Source organism: Microbacterium luteum (assembly GCF_015277875.1).
Lineage (GTDB): Bacteria > Actinomycetota > Actinomycetes > Actinomycetales > Microbacteriaceae > Microbacterium > Microbacterium luteum.
Genome location: NZ_CP063814.1, coordinates 1833341 through 1854132 on the forward strand (window position 1 = coordinate 1833341; position 20792 = coordinate 1854132).

Below are 20792 nucleotides of genomic sequence, written 5' to 3' on the forward strand. Positions count from 1 at the left end.
TGTGTGCGCGACGCGACCGCTCGTGACGACTCCGGCGAAATCTGTGGAATCAGCCGCCGAGTGCGCGCAACCAAGCGCGGCGAGCTTCCAGCGCCTCTCGTGCCTCCGAGATCCTGCGCGCGTCACCGCCTGCCTCGGCATCGGCGAGATCCTCTTCCAGCTTGGCGATCGCGTCGTTCAGCTGGCGCGTCATGTCATTCGCCCGAGCCTTGGTCTCGGGGTTGTTGCGCTTCCAGTCGGCGTCTTCCCGAGCGCGGACGCTCTGCTCGATCTTGCGCAGGTCGTCATCGAGCGCCCGCTCGGTCTCCCGCGGGTGGATGCGCCCGATGTCGTCCCACTGGCGCTGAATCGCCGTCAGTGATGCCCGGGCCCGTGCGAGGTCCTTCTCGTCGACGATCGGAGCGGCCTGCGCGAGCAGCTCCTTCTTGGCCTCGATCTTCTCCTTCGACGCCTCGGCGTCGGCGGCGGCGCGCTCCGATCGGGCGTGGAAGAGGGCGTCGCCGGCCGCCTTGAAGCGCGCCCACAGCGCGTCATCGGCCTTCTTGCCGGCGCGTCCCGCCGCCTTCCACTCGTCCAGGAGCGATCGGTACGCAGCGATGCCGTCTTCACCCTGCGGGGCGAGAGCCTCGGCGCGCTCGACGAGCCGGTTCTTGCGCTGTCGGACGCCCTTGTGCGCCTCGTCGAGCTGCGCATAGAACTCGCGTCGGTGCTTGTCGACCGTCGAACGTGCGTCGCGGAATCGCTTCCAGAGCTGCTGCCCGGTGGACTTGGGCAGTCGCGGCCCGTCCTGCTGATGCTTCTGCCAGCGCTCGAACAGCGCCGACATCTCGGCCGAGGCCTGCTTCCATTGGACGGTCTGGGGATCGCGGGCGGCAAGCGCCTCGGCCTCTTCGACGATGGCGGTGCGTTCGGCGACGGCATCGTCGACGGCCTGCTTGGCGGCGGCGGCCTCCGTCGCGCTGGCCGCGCTCAGCTCGGTCACCAGCGCCTGAAGCCGGGAGGTGAGCGCGGCGAGGTCGCCGACGGCGGCGGCGCCGTCGACCTTGATCATGACTCCTGCTGCGGCGGCCCGCAGATCCGAGGCGGATGCTCCGCCGCGACGATGGCGCACCTCGAGCAGGGTCACTTCTCCGGCCAGGTCCGCGTACTTGCGCTCGAAGTACGCCAGCGCCTCGGCCGGCGACCCGTCGGGGAACTGGCCCACCACTCGCCACGCGTCGCCCTCGCGCACCGATACCGTGCCGTCGTCGTCGACGCGACCCCACGACCCGCTCTCCGCAGCGGGATCAGCGGCAGAAGCCGCACCCTCGGGGGAGGAGACCCCATGGTCGGTGGCCGGTGCGGTGGAGTCGCCCTCGTGCTCGGTCGACGGCGTCTCGGAGGTCTGGGGATCGACGGGGGAGTCTGCTGCGGCAGTCACGGATAGCACCTCATCACGGCACGCGGCCGTCTGCGGGGGATGGACGGTGACAGCCTAGTACGAGCGGCGCTCGGCGCCGATGTCGGTCACGGGCTCGTCGTCGGGCTCGGAGAGATACCCTCGGTCGGCTCCGTCGTCGGCGTCGGCGTGGCCGTCGGCTCAACGACCGTGGTCTCCGTGGGCTCCGGGATCGGCACGCCGGGACCGGCCGTGAAGTACACCGTCTGCAGGGCGATGACGCCGGCCAGCACGACACCGCCGATGACCCCCGCCAGCACGTTGTCGCGCGTGCGCCGCCGGATGCGCTCGTCGTGGAAGCGGCGGCGGGCCTCGTACAGCCTCGCCCGCTCGCGCATGTCGCGGGTCTTCCGGTCGTTCTTCGCCACCGATCCTCCTCACGGCCCACCGGCCGCGTCGATCCTATCCGCGTCGATCGAGGGCTGCTGATCGGGCCGAAGGACGCGACCGTGTCCGCTGGTGCGACTAGCATTTCGGACGTGAGTTCGTCGGCGCTTTTCCAGGGGCAGACCCCGCTCGCGGTCCGCATGCGTCCGGCGAGTCTGGCCGAGGTGGCAGGGCAGGGGCATCTGCTGCGCAAGGGGTCGCCGCTTGTCGCTCTCGCCGACCCCGACGCCGCGACAGCCGGGTCGGCCTCGGTGATCCTGTGGGGTCCGCCCGGCACCGGGAAGACCACCCTCGCGCAGGCCATCGCGAGGTCATCGAACCGCCGGTTCGTCGAGCTCTCCGCCATCACCGCCGGCGTCAAGGATGTGCGCGAGGTGATGCAGGACGCCCTGACCCAGCGCGACCTGTACGGGCAGTCCACCATCCTCTTCCTCGACGAGATCCACCGCTTCACCAAGGCGCAGCAGGACGCCCTGCTTCCCGGGGTGGAGAACGGCTGGGTGGTGCTCATCGCCGCCACCACGGAGAACCCGTCGTTCTCCGTCATCTCGCCGCTGCTGTCGCGATCGCTGCTCCTCACACTGCGTCCGCTGACCGACGACGACCTCGGACTCCTCCTCGACCGGGCGGTCGAGGATCCCCGTGGTCTGGCGGCGACGGTGGCGGTCGACCCCGAAGCGCGCGCCGCGCTCATCCGCCTGGCGTCGGGCGACGCTCGCCGCGCTCTGACCGCGCTCGAGGCCGCGGCCGTGCTGGCTCGTCCCGAGCCCGCCGAAACCGAGACCGATGAGGCCGAGCGCGATGAGGCCGGGAGCGGTGCCGACGCGGGGGACTCCGCCGAGCCGCCGGTGCCGACCGTCACCGCGGATCACGTCGCGGCGGCGGTGGATCGCGCACTGCTGCGATACGACCGCCAGGGCGATGAGCACTACGACGTCATCAGTGCGTTCATCAAGTCGATCCGCGGCTCCGACGCCGATGCGGCGATGCACTACCTCGCGCGCATGATCGAGGCAGGGGAGGATGCGCGGTTCATCGCGCGCCGGTTGATCATCTCCGCCGCGGAAGACATCGGTCTCGCTGACCCGCAAGCCCTCCCGATCGCGGTCGCCGCCGCCGATGCGGTGCAGTTCATCGGCATGCCGGAAGGGCGGATCCCGCTGGCGGAGGCGACGGCGTATCTCGCCACCGCCGCCAAGTCGAATGCGGCATACCTGGCGATCGACCGGGCGATCGCCGATGTGCGGGCGGGAGGTTTCGGCGGCGTGCCGATCCACCTGCGGGACGCGCACTACGCCGGGGCCAAGCGACTCGGCCACGGCAAGGGATACGTCTACCCGCACGACCTCGACGTGGGGGTCGCGCGCCAGCAGTATCTTCCCGACCATCTGAGGGGGCGGCGCTACTACGAGCCCACGGCGCGCGGGAACGAGCGGGAGATCGGCGCGCGCGTCGAGAAGATCCGTCGCATCCTCGATGACGGCGACACCCGCTGAGGCGGCGTCTGAGCTCTGATAGACTTGGTCGGCTCGAAACGGCGTTTTCGGGCATCCCCTCTCCTCTTCGACAACCATCCGGCGTGTCCCGGCGTGCAGTCCGGATCGGGCGAGGAGGGGGAGATACGTCCGTGAGCCGCGAGAGACGCGGCCACGTCATCGGAAGGAAGTCTTCGTGGCTACGAAGTCCCAGGACCGCCGCAAGGTCCGCCTGTCGCGCGCGCTCGGCGTCGCGCTCACCCCCAAGGCCGCCCGCTACCTCGAGAAGCGTCCCTACGGTCCCGGTCCGCACGGTCGCAACAAGCGCAAGGCCGACAGCGACTACGCCGTTCGCCTGCGTGAGAAGCAGCGTCTGCGCGAGCAGTACGGCATCCGCGAGAAGCAGCTGCGCATCGCGTTCAACGAGGCCCGCCGCAAGGACGGCCTGACCGGTGAGAACCTGGTGGAGCTGCTCGAGATGCGTCTGGACGCCCTCGTCGTGCGCGCCGGCTTCGCCCGCACCACCGCGCAGGCCCGTCAGATGGTCGTGCACCGTCACATCATGGTCGAGGGCCAGACCGTCGACCGCCCGTCGTTCCGCGTGAAGCCGGGCCAGCTCATCCACGTCAAGCCCAAGAGCGAGGGCATGGAGCCGTTCCAGGTCGCCGCTCTCGGCGGTCACGCCGAGGTGCTGCCTCCCGTTCCCGGCTACCTCGAGGTCGAGCTCGACAAGCTCCAGGCCCGGCTCGTGCGTCGCCCCAAGCGCGCCGAGGTGCCCGTGACCTGTGACGTCCAGCTCGTTGTCGAGTACTACGCAGCGCGCTGAGCGCTGCGTAGTACAGCGGCGGAGCCGTCAGCAGTACAGGTACGCAGCGCGCTGCGGAGTACAGCGGCGGAGCCGTCAGCGGTACAGGTACGCAGCGCGCTGAGCGTTTCGTTCGAAGGGCGTCGGGGAGACCCGGCGCCCTTCGTCGTCCCCTGCACTCCCCGCCGACCGCCTACGATGGAGCGAGTCGTGTCTGGACACCGAAGGAGACCGTGACATGAAGAACGTCGTGTGGTTCCTGCTGGGCGTTGCGGGGGGATTCGTCGCCGCGCACGTGGTGAACAAAGACCCGCGTGGGCATGAGCTGCTCGCCGAGGTCGACTCCCGCATCGGGGAGTTCACCGATCGGATGGGTGACGCCTACCGAGAACAGGAAGCCCGCATCACCGGCATCGTCGAGAGCGTGGCCGATGTCGCGGCCGAGGCCGTGGCGTCGACCAGGTCCGCCGCTTCGGAGGCGGCGGATCGCGTCACCGACAAGAACGCAGACTGAAACACCGACGCTGCCGGTCGTCGGCCGCGCGGCGTCTCACCACGAAGGACCGCATGAAGACCGCTGACATCGCCCAGCGCTATCTCGACTACTTCGAGAACAACGGCCACACGATCGTCCCGTCGGCCTCGCTCGTGACCAGCGACCCGTCGCTGCTGTTCACCGTCGCCGGCATGGTGCCGTTCATCCCGTATCTCACCGGTGTCGTCCCTGCCCCGTACCCCCGAGCGGCCGACGTGCAGAAGTGCATCCGCACCAATGACATCGAAGAGGTCGGCAAGACGCCGCGGCACGGCACCTTCTTCCAGATGCTCGGCAACTGGTCGTTCGGCGATTACTTCAAGGAAGGCGCGATCGGCTACGCGTGGGAGCTGCTCACCCGCAGCGACAGCGAGGGCGGTCTCGGTTTCGACGAGAAGGATCTCTGGGTCACCGTCTACGAGGACGACGACGAGGCGGAGTCGCTCTGGAGGTCGGTCGCAGGCGTGTCGCCCGACCGCATCCAGCGTCTGGGCAAGGACAGCAACTACTGGAGCACGGGTCAGCCGGGGCCGGCCGGACCGTGCTCGGAGATCTTCTTCGACCGAGGTTCCGCCTACGGCATCGACGGCGGACCGGCGACCGATGACGACCGGTACGTGGAGATCTGGAACCTCGTCTTCATGCAGTACGCCATCACGAACGTGCGCTCGAAGCTCGACTTCGACATCGTCGGCGACCTGCCGCAGAAGAACATCGACACGGGCATGGGGCTCGAGCGTGTCGCGTTCTTGAAGCAGGGTGTCGAGAACATGTATGAGACCGACCAGGTGCGGCCGGTGCTCGACCGGGCGGTGGAGCTCTCGGGCCGGAGATACGGCGCCGACCACGAGGACGACGTGCGGTTCCGCGTCATCGCCGACCACGTGCGCTCCTCGCTCATGCTCCTGTCGGATGGCGTGACGCCCTCCAACGAGGGCCGCGGCTACATCCTCCGGCGTCTGATGCGCCGCGCGATCCGTGCCATGCGTCTGCTCGGCGTCGAGGAAGCCACGTTCCCGGAGCTGTTCGCGGCGTCTCGTGACGCCATGAAGGCCTCCTACCCCGAGCTGCAGAGCGACTACGGACGGCTGTCCGCGTACGCCTTCGCGGAGGAGGAGACGTTCCTGCGCACCCTCGCGTCGGGATCGACCATCCTCGACCTCTCGGTCTCGAACACGAAGCACGCGGGCGGCACGACGCTGTCCGGCTCCGAGGCGTTCCTGCTGCACGACACCTACGGGTTCCCGATCGATCTGACCGTCGAGATCGCGCAGGAGGCCGGCCTCGAGGTGGATCGCTCGGCCTTCGACACGCTCATGCAGGAGCAGCGCCAGCGTGCGAAGGACGACGCCCGGAGCCGCAAGCGCGCGATCGCCGATCACAGTGTCTATCGCGACTTCCGCGCGAAGGGCGAGACGGTCTTCACCGGCTACACCGATCTCGAGACCGAGAGCACGGTGCTGGGTGTGCTGGTCGACGGTGTGTCGGTCGACAGGGCCTCTTCGGGCCAGGTCGCGGAGGTCATCCTCGCCGAGACGGCGCTGTACGCCGAGTCGGGCGGGCAGGTCGCCGACAAGGGGGTGATCGTCGGCCCCGGCTTCGAGCTCGACGTCATCGACGTGCAGCGGCCGGTCCCCGGCCTGATCAGCCACACGGTCGAGGTCGCCACCGGCGAGGTCGGGGTGGGTTCGGCGGCGACGACGGTCGTCGATGCCGCCAATCGGCGCGCCGCGCGTCAGGCCCACTCGGCCACGCACTTGGTCCACGCGGCGCTGCGGGACACCCTGGGCTCGTCGGCGACGCAGGCCGGGTCGCTGAACCGGGCGGGCTATATGCGATTCGACTTCACGTGGGCGCAGCAGCTGTCGGACGCGACCAAGTCCGAGATCGAGGAGATCGCGAACAACGCGGTGCGCGACAACCTCGAGGTGACCACACGCGTGCTCCCGCTGGATGAGGCGAAGGAGCTCGGGGCGATGGCGCTCTTCGGCGAGAAGTACGGTGACACCGTTCGCATGGTCGACATCGGCGGCCCCTGGTCGCGAGAGCTCTGTGGTGGCACCCACGTGTCCGCCAGCGCCGAGGTGGGGTTGATCAGCCTGGTCGGTGAAGCTTCGGTCGGTGCCTCGAACCGGCGCGTCGAAGCTCTGGTCGGGCAGGATGCCTTTCGGCAACTCGCCGCGGAGCGTGCGCTGGTCTCGCAGCTGTCGACGTCGCTGAAGACCCCACGGGAGCAGCTGCCGGCGCGGATCGCCGAACTCTCGGCGAGCCTGAAGGCGGCGGAGAAGAAGATCGCGGCGTTCGAGGCGAAGGCCCTGTCCGACCGTGCGCCGTCGCTCGTCGAGCAGACGCAGCAGGTGGGCGCGTTCCGTGTCGTCGCCGAAGCCATCGGTTCGGCCGGCTCGGCCGACGACGTTCGCACCCTCGCGCTCCAGGTTCGAGACCGTCTCGGTTCGACGCCTGCCGTGGTGGCCCTCGCCGCGACCGTCGGCGAACGGGTGACGATCGTCGTCGCCACCAACGACGCCGCGCGAGCGGATGGTGCGAAGGCCGGCTCGCTCGCGAAGGGCGCAGCGGCGATCCTCGGTGGCGGAGGCGGCGGTCGGGACGACGTCGCGCAGGGGGGCGGCACGAACGTCGCGGTGGTCCCAGCCGCGCTCGCGTCCGTCGTCGAGGCGCTGCGCAGCGCATGACCTCGTTCCGGCGTGGCGTGCGGCTCGGCATCGATGTCGGCCGTGCACGCGTCGGCGTCGCGCGCTGCGACCCGGACGGCATGCTCGCGACTCCGGTCGAGACGGTCGCCCGAGACGACCGAGCGGTCGCCCGTGTGCGGGAGATCGCGACCGAGCTCGAGGCCCTGGAGATCCTGGTCGGTCTGCCCCTGAACCTGCGCGGTGAGGACACCGCTTCGACGGTGGACGCGCGGGAGTTCGCCGCGGCCATCGCCGCCGCCGACGCACCACCGGTGAGGCTCGTCGACGAGCGGTTGAGCACTGTCTCGGCGCACGCCGCCCTGCGGCTTTCCGGGCGGTCGCAGAAAAGGTCTCGTACGATAGTGGATCAAGTCGCCGCGGTGGTCCTGCTTCAGCAGGCCCTCGAGGTCGAGAAGAGCACCGGTCGCCCCCCAGGCTCACCCGTCCCCCCGGTGCAGGAGCCCATCTGATGCCACAGTCGTCGTCTTTCGATGATCCGTTCGCGGACCTGTTCGACAAGCTTCCCGACCCGCGTCGACGCGAGTCCGCGGCGGGCGCGGATGACCTCGCGACGGCGCCTGACCCATCCCGCGCCACCCCGGACTCACCGTCGGAACCGACGTCTCCTCCGCCCACCTCTCGTCGTGCCGCTCGCGAGGCGGCAGCCCGGCAGTCGGGCACTCCGCAGCCATCGCAGGCCCCGTCGGCGGTGGCAGAGCCTCCGAAACAGGCTCCCACGAATGCCCCGGCGCCCCGGGAGACTCTCGACGATCTCTTCGCGGGCAAGGGGAGCACGGAAGACTTCGGATCCACACCACCGCCGCCGAACAGGCGCCGTCGCCGGATCGGAGGATGGATCGCTTTCGGCGTCGTCCTGGTGCTCCTCGGCGGCCTGGCGGGAACCGGCTACTACGTCTGGACGACCTACGAAGAGCAGATCCGCGACGTGATGGGGTGGCAGGAGCCGGCGGACTACGAGCCGGGCATGGCCACCGGCGAAGCGCTCGTCACGATCTCGACCGGCGACACCGGCGGGCCGATCTCCCAAACGCTCTACGACGCGGGCGTGACGAAGACACCCGATGCGTTCTACGACATGCTCGTGGACACCGGCCAGAACCCGACGTTTTATCCGGGTGTCTACCAGTTGCAGCAGATGATGACCTCTGAGGCGGCCCTCGAGGCGCTCGAGAACCCCGAGAACAAGCTCGAGAACTCCGCACTCCTGCCCGAAGGGCTGACGGTGGATCAGTCGCTCCCGCTCCTCGCGGAGGGAACGGGCATCCCGCTGGAGGACTTCGAGGCGGCCATCGCCGATCCTTCGCAGTACGGTGTCTCCGCGGACAGCCTGGAGGGCTGGCTGTTTCCGGCGATGTACACATTCGACCCCGACACCTCGGCGACCGAGGTCATCCAGACGATGGTGGACCGGACCGTCGCCTCGCTGGACACCGCCGGGGTGCCCGAGGCCGATCGCGAGGAGATCCTCACCATCGCCTCGATCATTCAGCGCGAAGCCCGCGAGGAGGAGGACTTCTACAAGGTGTCGCGAGTGATTCAGAACCGTCTCGCTCCGGACAACCAGGAGACCTTCGGTCGGCTCGAGATGGATTCGACGGCGCAATACGGGATCGGTGAGGACGACGGGACCGTCAGCTCGTCGGAGGAGGCGCTGACCGACGACAACCCGTGGAACACCTATGTCCACCCCGGGCTGCCGATCGGTCCCATCGCCAACCCCGGCGACGTCGCGATCGACGCCGCCATGCATCCCGCGGAAGGCCCGTGGCTGTACTTCGTGACGGTCAATCTGGACACCGGTGAGACGGTCTTCACCAACACGTACGCCGATCATCTCGCCGCGGTTGATCAGTGGCGGGCCTGGTGCAGCGAGAACCCGGACTCGGGGTGCTGACCGCACACCGCCTGGCCGTATGGGGCGATCCGATCGCGCACAGTCGATCGCCGCAGATGCACCGTGCGGCCTACGACGCGCTCGGGCTGGCGTGGGAGTACGACCGATGCCGAGTCGATGACGCCGGATTCGCTGCCGCGGTCGCGTCGCTGGACGCGACCTGGCGAGGACTGTCGCTGACGATGCCGCTGAAGCAGGTGGCGTTCGCCGCTGCGGACCGGGTCGACCGCGGAGCGCGCCTCACCGGTGCGGTGAACACATATCTGCTCGAGGCGTCGGGCCCGGTCGGCTTCAACACCGACATCGGCGGAATCGTCGCCGCGCTGGCAGAGGTCGGGTGCGGCGGCGTCGATCATGCTCGGATCATCGGCGCGGGGGCGACTGCGACGTCGGCGCTGGTGGCCCTGAGCGATGCCGGCGTCGAGCGGGTCGAGGTGCTCGCACGGCGACCGCAATCCGTTGCGCCGATGGTCGAGCTCGGTGATCGCGTCGGCGTGCGGGTGCGTCCGGGACCCCTGGACGACCCCGACGGGGACGTGCCGCTGACGGTGGCGACGCTGCCCGGCGGCGCCGTCGTCGATGCGGCGCCGGCAGCGCGCCTGGCCGCGACCGGAGGCACGCTCTTCGACGCCGTGTACGGTCAGTGGCCGACCGCCCTGGCACGCGCGTGGCAGGACGCCGACCTCCCCGCCCACTCCGGACGCGGGATGCTGCTGCACCAGGCGGTTCGGCAGGTCCGCATCTTCCGCGACGGCGATCCCGAGGCGGTGCTCCCCGACGAACCGGTCGTGGTCGCCGCGATGCGGCGCGCGGTCGTGGGAGACTAGTCGCATGCTCCGCGTGCTCACGGCCGGCGAATCGCACGGCCCCGAACTCGTCGCGATGATGGAAGGACTCCCCGCCGGCGTCCCCATCTCCCGTGATGCGATCCAGACCGATCTCGCCCGCCGCAAACTCGGCTACGGACGCGGCTCTCGCATGAAATTCGAGGCGGACGAGCTGAACATCTCCGCGGGAGTGCGGCACGGGCTCAGTCTCGGATCCCCCATCGCGCTCCGGATCGGCAACACCGAGTGGCCGAAGTGGGTCGAGGTGATGAGCGCCGAACCGGTCGAGCTCACCGAGCGCTCCCGCGGCCGCGGTGCGGCCCTCACGCGCCCTCGCCCGGGGCACGCCGACCTCGTCGGCATGCAGAAGTACGGCTTCGACGAGGCCCGGCCGATCCTGGAGCGGGCGAGCGCCCGCGAGACCGCCGCACGCGTCGCGCTCGGAGCCGTCGCCCGGTCGTTCCTGTCCGAGCTCGGCATCCGGCTCGTCAGCCATACCCTCTCGATCGGCCCCGTTCGCGTGCCCGAGGACGCTCCGGTGCCCGGACCCGATGACGTCGAGGCCCTCGACGCCGATCCGCTGAGGTGCTTCGACGCCGAGACGAGCCGACGGATGGTCGAGGAAGTCGACGCCGCCAAGAAGGACGGCGACACCCTGGGCGGCATCGTGGAGGTGCTCGCCTACGGGCTTCCCCCGGGGCTCGGCTCCCACGTGCAGTGGGACCGGAAGCTCGATGCGAAGCTGGCCCAGGCCCTGATGAGCATCCAGGCCATCAAGGGCGTCGAGGTCGGCGACGGGTTCGAGACCACGCGCCGGCGCGGCTCGCAGGCGCACGACGAGCTCTTCGTCGCCGATGACGGCATCACGCGGTCGAGCGACCGGGCCGGAGGGACCGAGGGCGGCATGTCCACAGGGACCGCCCTGCGGGTGCGGGCCGGCATGAAGCCCATCGCCACGGTTCCGCGCGCGCTGCGCACGGTGGATGTGAGCACGGGCGACACGGCGTCGGCTCACCATCAGCGCTCCGACGTGTGCGCGGTTCCGGCAGCGGGCGTGGTCGCGGAGGCGATGGTGGCGATCGTGCTGGCCGAATCGGTTCTGGAGAAGTTCGGCGGCGACAGCGTGGCCGAGACGCGCCGGAACCTGCAGGCCTTCGTCGCGGCGATCCCCGCGACGCTTCGCACGACCGCGGTCAGCGACGGCGCGCTGCTGGACGTATGACGCGCTGCGCCCTCGTGCTCATCGGTCCGATGGGCGCCGGCAAGACGAGCGTCGGTCGCCGGGTGGCGAAGGCTCTCGGACGACGCTTCTACGACAGCGACATCGCCGTCGTCCGTGAGCACGGGCCCATGGACACGATCTTCGCGGAGCACGGCGAGCCCGCGTTCCGCGCATGGGAGCGGGAGGCCGTCGCCACCGGACTTGCGCGCGGCGGCGTCGTCTCGCTCGGCGGCGGCGCGGTGCTGAACCCCGACACGCAGCGCGACCTCACACGTCATCGCGTCGCGCTGCTGACGGTGGAGCCCCGCGTGGTCGCGGCGCGCGTGGCGGGCACCGACCGGCCGCTGCTCGGCGGCGACGACGCGCTGGCGCGCTGGGAGCAGATCTTTCGCGAACGGGAACCGGTCTATCGGCAGCTCGCCGATCGCACCTTCGACACGTCGCACGGGCCGTTGCAGCATGTCGTGGACGCGATCGTGACATGGGCGCGCGAGGAGGAAAACGAATGAGCGATGTGACGACGATCTCCGTGTCCGGCGACGCCGGGTACGACGTGACCGTGGGGCGCGGGGTGCTGTCCCGGCTCGGCGAGACCCTGCCCTCCGCTGCCCGCAAGGTGCTGATCGTGCACCCGCCGACGCTCGCCGCGCAGGCGGAGCGGCTCCGCGGGCAGCTCATGGGCGATCGTGAGGTTCTGCTGGCCGAGATCCCCGACGCCGAACAGGGCAAGCGGATCGAGGTGGCGGCGTTCTGCTGGCAGGTGCTCGGGCAGGCGGACTTCACCCGCACCGACGCCGTCGTGGGGTTCGGCGGGGGAGCGGTCACGGATCTCGCGGGCTTCGTCGCGGCCACCTGGCTGCGAGGCGTGCCCGTCGTGCAGGTGCCGACCACCGTGCTCGGCATGGTCGATGCGGCCGTGGGCGGCAAGACGGGCGTCAACACCGCCGAAGGCAAGAATCTCGTCGGCGCCTTCTGGCCACCGCACGCGGTGTTGTGCGATCTCGATCTACTGGAGTCGCTGTCCGAGCACGAACGGGTCGCAGGGTACGCCGAGGTCGTCAAGGCGGGCTTCATCTGGGCACCGGAGATCCTGGACCTGATCGAGGCAGACCCCCGGGCGGTCGTCGACCCCGGCAGCGCGGCCTTTCGGCGCACGATCGAACTGGCGATCGAGATGAAGGCGCGCGTCGTATCGAGCGATCTGCGCGAAGCTGGACTGCGCGAGATCCTCAACTACGGTCACACCGTCGGTCATGCGATCGAGCACGCCGAGCGCTACCGGTGGCGCCACGGCGCCGCGATATCGGTCGGCATGGTGTTCGCCGCCGAGCTGTCCCGTCTGGCCGGGCGACTCCCGGATGCCGCGGTGCAGCGTCACCGCGACATCCTCGGTTCCCTCGGTCTGCCCATGAGCTATCGCGCCGGCGCCTGGAGCCAGCTGCTGGCGACGATGCAGCGGGACAAGAAGAGCCGCGCCGGGATGCTGCGCTTCATCGTGCTGGATGACATCGCGAAGCCCACCGTGCTGCAGGCGCCGGACGAGTCGCTGCTGTTCGCCGCCTACCAGGAGGTCGGCGAATGAGCGCAGCCGGACGCGCCCGCCGCCTTCTGATCGTGAACGGACCGAACCTCAACCTGCTCGGCACCCGCGAACCTGAGATCTACGGCTCCGCGACGCTCGCCGACGCCGAACGGCTCGCCGCCGACGCCGCGGCCGAATCGGGTTTCGAGGTGCGCGCGGTGCAGAGCAATCACGAGGGCGTGCTGATCGACGCCATCCACGACGCGCGGGAGGACTGCGCCGGAATCGTCATCAACCCCGGCGGACTCACCCACACCTCCATCGTCCTGCGCGACGCGCTCTCCGGCGTCGCCCTGCCGGTCGCCGAGGTGCACATCTCCGACGTGCGCACCCGCGAGCCCTTCCGCCACCACTCCTATGTCGCCGATGTCGCCGTGATCCACGTGATCGGCGAAGGTGTGGATGGATACGCCACCGCCGTGCGCCGCCTGATCGCCGTGATCGCCGGCCAGGCGGACGGCTGACCGGCGCCGCGCGCCGCCATCCTCTAGAATCGAACGTCGGACCAGCGCCCCGCGCGCCCCGCGACCTCTCAACGAACGGACTCTCCTCCTCATGGCATCCACCGCAGACATCAAGAACGGCGTCGTGCTCAGCATCGACGGACAGCTCTGGAGCGTGGTCGAGTTCCAGCACGTCAAGCCCGGCAAGGGCGGCGCGTTCGTGCGGACCAAGCTGAAGAACGTCGTCTCGGGAAAGGTCGTGGACCGCACCTACAACGCGGGCGCGAAGATCGATATCCAGAACGTCGATCGCCGGGACTACACGTACCTCTACAACGACGGCGAGAGCTTCGTGTTCATGGACATGGCCGACTACGACCAGATCAACGTGCCCGCCGCGACGGTCGGTGACGCGGCCAACTTCATGCTGGAGAACCAGCAGGTCACCATCGCACTGCACGACGGCACGCCGCTGTATCTCGACCTGCCCGCCTCGGTCGTGCTCGAGATCACCTACACCGAGCCCGGTCTGCAAGGCGACCGCTCCTCGGCGGGCACGAAGGCCGCCACGGTGGAGACCGGATACGAGATCCAGGTGCCGCTGTTCCTCGAAACCGGCACGAAGGTCAAGGTGGACACCCGCACGGGTGACTACCTGGGCCGCGTGAACTGATCGCGGATGAGCGCACGCACCAAAGCCCGCAAGCGCGCGCTGGACATCCTGTTCCAGAGCGATGTCCGCGGAGACGACCTGCCCGCGATGCTCGCCGTGGAAGCGCGTCGAGCCGCGAATGAGCCGGCTCGAGAGTCGTCGTGGCTGTATGCGCGTGACATCGTCGACGGCATCATCGACAACCGCGACGAGATCGACGAGCAGATCACGACGCACGCGCGCGACTGGTCGCTGGCGCGCATGCCCGCCGTCGACCGGGCCCTTCTGCGCATCGGCGTGTGGGAGATCCTCTACAACGACGAGGTGCCCACGGCCGTGGCGATCGACGAAGCCGTCGAGCTGGCGAAGGAGTACTCCACCGACGACTCCGGATCCTTCGTCCACGGCATCCTCGCGCGGGTGGCCCGTTCGTCCTGACCGGTGTCCGTGCCTCGGGAGAGGATGATGCGGTGTCCTCCGCCGTCGAACCGTCGCCTGCCGGGGAACAGCCCGGGTCGAACTGGCGAAGGGTCGTCGCGCCCGCGGACGAGATCTCGGACGGGACCCGGCTGGCTCTGTTCGTCGACCTGAAGCTGCGCACTCGGACGGGGCAGTGGGGACCGAGCAGACTCGAGCCGGCCACCGCCGGAGGCCTGCTGCGACGCGCGAACGACGTCGCGGTCGGCCTTCGGCCGGCCGTTCGTGGCGCGGCGGCCGGATCGTGGATCCGCGGCGACGTGAGCTGGGAATCGCTCCGACGACCGGGGGGACCGTGGTCGGCGGTCCAGGCGAGGTGGTTCGCCGAGCTTCACAGCATCGCGCGGGAGGTGCGTACCCTCGCCACCTACTCCGATCTCGGGGAGTGGCTGGTGCTGGACACGATCGAATCCGGCCTGCTGTGGCCGCACCTGGCCTCGGCGGATGACCTCGGCATCCCGCTCGTCGGGACGGCCGCAGATCGCCGGGTGATGCTCGCGCGGCAGACGGCTGCCGCCCTGCGCATCGAACGCGTCGAAGACGGCGGCCTGCGGCTGTGCGCCGACATCTCGATCGACGGGGAGTCCTTCACGGGCGAAGCCATCCGCGCCGTGGCGGCCTCCGGTCTCTACGGCTACCGTGTGATCGACGGCGCCCCTCTCCTCGTGCTGGCGCCCGCGCACCTCGACGACGTGACACGTCGTCTCCTCACCGACGGTGGCTCTGTGCACGTGCCGCCGGCGGAGGCGGGCGAGTTCCTCCGCGACCACGCGCCGCTCATCGCGCGCCGCCTTCCGGTGCACGCCGGAGCCGGCGTCGAGGTGCCTCCTCCACGTCCGCCCCAACTCCGCGTTCGTGTCGACGCGCGATCCGTCGATCGTATCGTCGTCGCGTGCGCGTGGATCTACCCGGGGCGGCCGCCACGGGGCTTCGCGAGCGTTCCCGACGACCCGGAGCGCGACATCTCGTTCGAAGCGCAGGTGCGCGCCGCGCTCGCGACGGCGTGGGGCGCGGTGACCGATGTCGTCCCGGCGGCACAGGCCGAGTTCCGCGATGTCGAAGCGGCGGAGTTCACCACGCGGCTGCTGCCGGCCCTGCGTGAGATCGAGGGCGTGCGCGTGGAGGTCATGGGTGACGCCGGGCGACACCGCGAACTCTCGGGCGATCCGCGCATTCGGATCAGCACCGTCGACTCGACCGATCCGGACTGGTTCGACCTGGGCGTCCAGGTCACGATCGACGGACGTCGCATCCCCTTCACACCCCTCTTCACGGCCCTCGCGCTGCGACGTTCCAAGATGATGCTCGCCGACGGCGCGTACTTCTCGCTCCGTCATCCCGCGCTGGATCGCCTGCGGGACCTCATCGACGAGGCGGTGGAGATGTCCGAGTGGGAGACGGGGCCGAAGATCTCCCGATATCAGCTCGCCCTCTGGAGCGACTTCGAGGATCTCGCCGACGAATCCGAGGCCGCTGAGGCTGTCGCATGAATCTGCAGGTGATCGGGCGCGCCTGAGGCGGGTTTATGGCTGATCAGGGATGATTAAGTATGGTCGTGAATGTGCGTTCGGGTGATCGGGATCAGGGGTTTCTGCTGCCGCCGTCGGTGCGGGATTGGTTGCCGGAGGATCATCTGGCGTTCTTCGTGATCGATGTGGTCGCGGAGTTGGATCTGACGGCGTTCTACGCCGCGTTCCGCGCCGACGGGCGCGGCGGGGCCGTCTACGACTCGGAGATGATGCTCGGTGTGCTGATCTACGCGTACTGCACCGGGGAGCGCTCCTCCCGTCGGATCGAGAAGCGCCTGGTCGAGGACGTCGCCTACCGGGTGATCGCGGTGAACCAGTCCCCCGATCACGCGACGTTGGCGCGGTTCCGGGCGCGTCACCAGGACGCGATCGCAGGGCTGTTCTCCCAGGTCCTCGGGCTCTGCGTGAAGGCCGGGCTGGTGGACGCAGGACTGGTCGCGATCGACGGGACGAAGATCGAAGCGGACGCGTCGTACTTCGCCAACCGCACCCGCGACGAGCTGGCAGCTGCGGTCCTGGCCGAGGCGGCCGCCACCGACGCCGCGGAGGACGAGCAGCTCGGGGATCGCTCGGGGTCCGAGCTGCCGGACGACTGGGCCGGCGGGCAGGGTCGGCGGGGCCGGATCCGGGCGGCGCTGGCAGAGCTGGAGGGTCAGCCGGCGCGGGACTACGAGGCGCGGGTCGCGGAGCGGGCGGCGAAGGAAGCCGCTACCGGGAAGGGTCTGAGAGGGCCGAAGCCGTTGAAGGAGCCGGCGCGGCGGGCGCTGCCGCGGAGGGCGAACACGACCGATCCGCACTCGCGGATCATCGCCACCAATGGCGCAGGGGTGATGCAGGGCTATAACGCCCAGACCGCCGCGACGGCGGGGCAGATCGTCGTGGCCGCGGAGGTCACAGCGACCGCGAACGACCAGCCCCACTTCATCCCGATGACCCAAGCAGTCATGGAGAACCTCGCCGAGACCGGCGCCGGGAAGGTCGGCACGTTCGTCGCGGACGCGGGCTATTGGACGGCAGCCAGCGGCACTGCCGATGTCGGCGCGGACGTGTTGATCGCGACGCGGAAACCGGCCTGGCGTCGAGGCGAGACCCCCGATGATGACAAGCTCGCCATCCTGGCGAAGGTGAACCGCGGGGAGCTGTCCCTGCGGCAGGCCGGGGACATCCTCGGCGTCTCTTACACCTGGGTTAGAGACATGACCAAACGCTACTTCGGCAAAGACGGGCCACGGCAAGCCCGCACCGCCCAACCCGAACCCGACGAATGGATGCCCGTGATCGAGAAGCTCGCCCGAGGAGAGATCTCCCAGCGGGCCGCGATCGACGAACTCCAGGTCTCCCAGGGGCGGGTCAAGGCCATGCTCGCCCACGTCCGAGGCGAAGGTGTCGAGCCGGAGATCGCCCGCCGGGCCATGGACGCCAAGCTCGCCACCGAAACAGGGTCAGAGGCCTACCGGAAACGGCAGCACAGCATCGAACCCGTCTTCGGAAACGTCAAAGCCAACCTCGGCTACCGACGCTTCACACGACGAGGAATGCCCGCCGTCCACGCAGAATGGCGGCTGATCTGCAGCGCCCACAACCTCCTCAAACTCCGCACCGCGACCACCGCCTGAACGACGGGGCCACCCAGCCCCGCCGCCCCGGCTCATCCGGACCCATGCAGATTCATGCGACAGCCTCCGCTGTGTCGTGGCGGGCCGCGGTGCACACCCTGCAGGACGTCGAGCGCGTCCCGGAGACGATCGTTCCGGACCGTGTCCGCGCGACGCTCCGGCCGTATCAGAAGCACGGCGTCTCCTGGCTGTGCTTCCTCGCCGACCATCGCCTCGGCGGGATCCTCGCCGATGACATGGGTCTCGGCAAGACGCTGCAGGTGCTCGCTGCGCTGGCGGCGCGTCGTGAGGGCGCCGGCGGCCGCACCGCGCTCGTGATCGCCCCGACGAGCGTGATCGGCACCTGGCAGGAGGAATCGGCGGCGTTCGTGCCCGACCTGCGAGTGGCGGTGGTCTCCAGCACCGGCGGTCTCGCCGCTGTGGGCGAGGCGGATGTCGTCGTGACGTCGTACGCCGTGCTTCGTCTCGATGAGACCGCCTTCGCCGAGCGCGAGTGGGGCTGGCTGATCCTCGACGAGGCGCAATTCGTGAAGAACCCCGCCACACGCATCCACCGTGCGGTCGCCGCACTGCGTGCGGAGGTGCGCTTCGCGCTCAGCGGCACGCCCTTCGAGAACTCGCTCATCGAGTTGCATGCGCTGCTTTCGATCACCTCACCCGGACTCTTCCCATCCGCCCGGCGATTCCGCGACGAGTACGTCGGCCCCATCGAGAAGGGCAAGGTGCCTGACAACGTCGAAGGCGGTGCGTACCGCCGGGCACGGTTGGAGAAGCTGCGCAGACGCGTGCGACCGTTGATGCTCCGTCGCACGAAGGCTCAGGTCGCCGCCGATCTGCCACCGCGGCAGGAGCAGGTGCTCCACGTCGAGCTGTCAGACGCGCATCGCGCGGTGTACGACATCGCCCTCCAGCGGGAGCGGCAGAAGATCCTGGGGTTGCTGGATGACCTCGACCGCAACCGGTTCATCGTGTTCCGTTCGCTGACGCTCCTGCGCATGCTCAGCCTCGCCCCGCGGCTGATCGACCCCGAGGCGTCGGGGGATTCGAGCAAGCTCGACGCGCTCGTCGCGCAGCTCGAGGAGGTGATCGCCGAGGGTCGTCGGGCGCTCGTGTTCAGTCAGTTCACGTCTTTCCTCGACCTCTCCGAGCTGGCGCTCGGAAGGGCGGGCATCGGCTTCACGCGTCTGGACGGCTCCACCGCCGACCGGTCGGGTGTGGTCTCGGCCTTCCGGGCGGGCGAGACGCCCGTCTTCCTCATCAGTCTGAAGGCGGGCGGCTTCGGGCTGAACCTCACCGACGCCGACGTCGTCATTCTGCTCGATCCGTGGTGGAACCCGGCCGCGGAAGCACAGGCGGTCGACCGCGCCCATCGCCTCGGTCAGACCCGACCGGTGATGGTCTATCGCCTGATCGCCTCGGACACCATCGAGGACAAGGTGCGCGCCCTCCAGCAGCGCAAGGCCCGCCTCTTCGACGCGGTGCTCGACGATGACGATCTGTTCGCCCGCTCCCTGGACGCGTCCGACATCCGCGGACTGCTGGAGACCTGATCGGCCCGGACGGAGCGTGCACACAGCGACGCCGGCATCGCGCGCCGTAGAATCGTTGGGCGTTCGACACAGGAGGAACTCATGCGGATCACGGGCCTCGGCCACGCCGGGATGTTCATCGAGACGGCCGGCGGCAGCATCCTCTGCGACCCCGTCATCGGCCCGAGCTTCTACGGTTCGTGGTTCCCGTTCCCCGACAACCGCGCTCTGGACTGGCAGCGATTCGGGCGGGCGGACTTCCTCTACGTCTCGCACCGTCACCGCGACCACTTCGACCCGGCGCTGCTGCAGCAGTACGTGCCGAAAGACATCCGCGTGCTGCTGCCGGAGTACCCGACGGACGATCTCGAGCGGGACCTGCGGCGTCTGGGATACGAGAACATCGTCTATACGCGGTCCGGTGAGACGCTGCGCTACGGCGATCTCAAGATCATGGTGACCCCCCTCCGCGCCCCCTCCGACGGCCCCATCGGGGACTCCTCGCTGTCGGTCGACGACGGCACGGCCAGCATCCTCAATCAGAACGACTCGCACCCGCTCGACCTCGACGCGCTCATGTCGTTCTCCCGCCCGGAGGCCTACTTCACACAGGTATCGGGCGCCATCTGGTGGCCGATGGTCTACGACCTGCCCCAGGACGCGAAGCAGAACTTCGCGAAGCTCAAGCGGGATGCGCAGAACAAGCGAGCGATGTACTACATCGAGAAGGTCGATGCTCCGCACGTGTTCCCGATGGCCGGTCCGCCGATGTTCCTCCGGGAGGAGCTCTTCCGCTACAACGGCACGGGCCTCCACGATGACGCGATCTTCACCGACCAGCGGGAGTTCCTCCGGCACATGAGAGAACAGCGGCCGGACCAGAAGGGCTACGAGTTCGTACCCGGCACGGTGGTCGAACTGGTGGACGGCGAGCTGTCGGTGACGCAGTCGCTCTACACCGACGACGAGATCGACCGGATCTTCGACGACAAGTGGGCCTATCTCGCCGAGCAGCGCGACGCCCGCCAGGACGAGATCCGAGCGGAGGTCGACTCGCGGGCCGAGGTGCTCCCGCCCGAGGAGATGCTCGCCGCGATCAAGGCCTGGTGGGAGCCGCTGCTGCGCCGTGCGCGCACGATCCGCAACGGGGTGGGCGGCAACGTCCGGTTCCGGATCGGCGAGCTGGACATGGTCGTCGATTTCCCCAAGGCCAAGGTGCGGGAGTACGCGGGTGAGGAGTGCGTGTATTGGTACACCATCCCCGCCGACCTCGTCTCGACCAACATCGCCGACCACGAGATCGACTGGTCCAATTCGATCTTCCTGTCGATGCAGTTCGAGGTCGGCCGCAGCGGAAAGTTCAACGAGTTCCTCACGACCTTCCTCAAGTGCCTCTCCCGCGACCGGATCGAGTACGTCGAGAACTGGTATGCCGAGCAGTCCGACCAGACCGAGGACGTGCAGCTGGAGGACTGGGTCGTGCAGCGACGGTGTCCCCACCTCCGCGCGGATCTGACCAAGACCGGCAAGATCGAGGACGGCGTGCTGACCTGCTCGCTCCACGACTGGAAGTGGGATCTCGCGACGGGCCGATGCCTGACGACGCAGGGGCACCCCATCCGTGCCGGGCGTGCCGACGAACAGGCGGACGCCCCGGCCGCCTGACC

General features: G+C 69.3%; 19 protein-coding genes. 17 read left to right on the forward strand and 2 right to left on the reverse strand.

What is annotated here, in order from left to right:
* Nucleotides 1-49: 49 nt before the first annotated feature.
* Complete coding sequence (locus tag IM777_RS09200) at nt 50-1420, reverse strand: DUF349 domain-containing protein (RefSeq protein ID WP_083336381.1); 1371 nt, start codon at nt 1418-1420, stop codon at nt 50-52.
* Nucleotides 1421-1506: 86 nt separating this feature from the next.
* Nucleotides 1507-1806 carry a dioxygenase gene (locus tag IM777_RS09205; protein ID WP_228480742.1) on the reverse strand — a complete coding sequence of 100 codons (300 nt, stop codon included), beginning with the start codon at nt 1804-1806 and terminating at the stop codon, nt 1507-1509.
* Between the two features lie 159 nt (nt 1807-1965).
* Between IM777_RS09205 and IM777_RS09210 the strand changes: the two genes are divergently transcribed.
* The 17 genes from IM777_RS09210 to IM777_RS09290 all read left to right on the forward strand — a co-directional run bounded on the left by IM777_RS09210 (nt 1966) and on the right by IM777_RS09290 (nt 20790).
* Nucleotides 1966-3321 carry a replication-associated recombination protein A gene (locus IM777_RS09210; protein WP_071043737.1) on the forward strand — a complete coding sequence of 452 codons (1356 nt, stop codon included), beginning with the start codon at nt 1966-1968 and terminating at the stop codon, nt 3319-3321.
* A gap of 175 nt (nt 3322-3496) precedes the next feature.
* Nucleotides 3497-4126 carry a 30S ribosomal protein S4 gene (rpsD, locus tag IM777_RS09215; protein WP_071043477.1) on the forward strand — a complete coding sequence of 210 codons (630 nt, stop codon included), beginning with the start codon at nt 3497-3499 and terminating at the stop codon, nt 4124-4126.
* Between the two features lie 217 nt (nt 4127-4343).
* The gene (locus IM777_RS09220; protein ID WP_071043478.1) at nt 4344-4619 is read left to right on the forward strand and encodes an ATPase; all 276 of its coding nucleotides are present in this window, start codon (nt 4344-4346) and stop codon (nt 4617-4619) included.
* Between the two features lie 53 nt (nt 4620-4672).
* On the forward strand, nt 4673-7333 hold the full coding sequence (gene alaS, locus IM777_RS09225; protein ID WP_071043479.1) for an alanine--tRNA ligase: 2661 nt from the start codon (nt 4673-4675) through the stop codon (nt 7331-7333).
* Nucleotides 7330-7803, forward strand: a complete 474-nt coding sequence (gene ruvX / locus IM777_RS09230) for a Holliday junction resolvase RuvX (RefSeq protein ID WP_071043480.1) — start codon at nt 7330-7332, stop codon at nt 7801-7803. The genes alaS and ruvX overlap by 4 nt, the downstream gene beginning before the upstream one ends.
* Nucleotides 7803-9248, forward strand: coding sequence for an endolytic transglycosylase MltG (gene mltG / locus IM777_RS09235; protein WP_071043481.1), 1446 nt, complete (start codon nt 7803-7805; stop codon nt 9246-9248). Before ruvX ends, mltG begins: the two co-directional genes overlap by 1 nt.
* Nucleotides 9218-10075, forward strand: a complete 858-nt coding sequence (locus IM777_RS09240; RefSeq protein WP_336510672.1) for a shikimate dehydrogenase — start codon at nt 9218-9220, stop codon at nt 10073-10075. Before mltG ends, IM777_RS09240 begins: the two co-directional genes overlap by 31 nt.
* Before the next feature lie 4 nt (nt 10076-10079).
* Nucleotides 10080-11297, forward strand: a complete 1218-nt coding sequence (gene aroC / locus IM777_RS09245) for a chorismate synthase (RefSeq protein ID WP_071043482.1) — start codon at nt 10080-10082, stop codon at nt 11295-11297.
* A complete protein-coding gene (locus IM777_RS09250) occupies nt 11294-11806 on the forward strand; it encodes a shikimate kinase (protein ID WP_071043483.1) in 513 nt (170 codons plus the stop codon). The genes aroC and IM777_RS09250 overlap by 4 nt, the downstream gene beginning before the upstream one ends.
* Nucleotides 11803-12879, forward strand: a complete 1077-nt coding sequence (aroB, locus tag IM777_RS09255; RefSeq protein WP_071043484.1) for a 3-dehydroquinate synthase — start codon at nt 11803-11805, stop codon at nt 12877-12879. Before IM777_RS09250 ends, aroB begins: the two co-directional genes overlap by 4 nt.
* Nucleotides 12876-13343: a type II 3-dehydroquinate dehydratase gene (aroQ, locus tag IM777_RS09260; RefSeq protein WP_071043485.1), complete on the forward strand. Its 468-nt coding sequence runs from the start codon at nt 12876-12878 to the stop codon at nt 13341-13343. The genes aroB and aroQ overlap by 4 nt, the downstream gene beginning before the upstream one ends.
* 91 nt (nt 13344-13434) lie before the next feature.
* Nucleotides 13435-13995: an elongation factor P gene (efp, locus tag IM777_RS09265; protein WP_071043486.1), complete on the forward strand. Its 561-nt coding sequence runs from the start codon at nt 13435-13437 to the stop codon at nt 13993-13995.
* A 6-nt stretch (nt 13996-14001) separates the two neighbouring features.
* Nucleotides 14002-14412, forward strand: a complete 411-nt coding sequence (nusB, locus tag IM777_RS09270) for a transcription antitermination factor NusB (RefSeq protein ID WP_071043487.1) — start codon at nt 14002-14004, stop codon at nt 14410-14412.
* Between the two features lie 32 nt (nt 14413-14444).
* The gene (locus IM777_RS09275) at nt 14445-15941 is read left to right on the forward strand and encodes a hypothetical protein (RefSeq protein WP_194383128.1); all 1497 of its coding nucleotides are present in this window, start codon (nt 14445-14447) and stop codon (nt 15939-15941) included.
* A gap of 59 nt (nt 15942-16000) precedes the next feature.
* A complete protein-coding gene (locus IM777_RS09280) occupies nt 16001-17596 on the forward strand; it encodes a transposase (protein WP_194383129.1) in 1596 nt (531 codons plus the stop codon).
* A gap of 71 nt (nt 17597-17667) precedes the next feature.
* Nucleotides 17668-19146 (forward strand): DEAD/DEAH box helicase, encoded by a 1479-nt coding sequence (locus tag IM777_RS09285; protein ID WP_228480743.1) that lies wholly within the window; start codon nt 17668-17670, stop codon nt 19144-19146.
* 81 nt (nt 19147-19227) lie between these two features.
* The gene (locus IM777_RS09290) at nt 19228-20790 is read left to right on the forward strand and encodes a Rieske 2Fe-2S domain-containing protein (protein WP_071043489.1); all 1563 of its coding nucleotides are present in this window, start codon (nt 19228-19230) and stop codon (nt 20788-20790) included.
* The last annotated feature ends 2 nt before the right edge of the window (nt 20791-20792 follow it).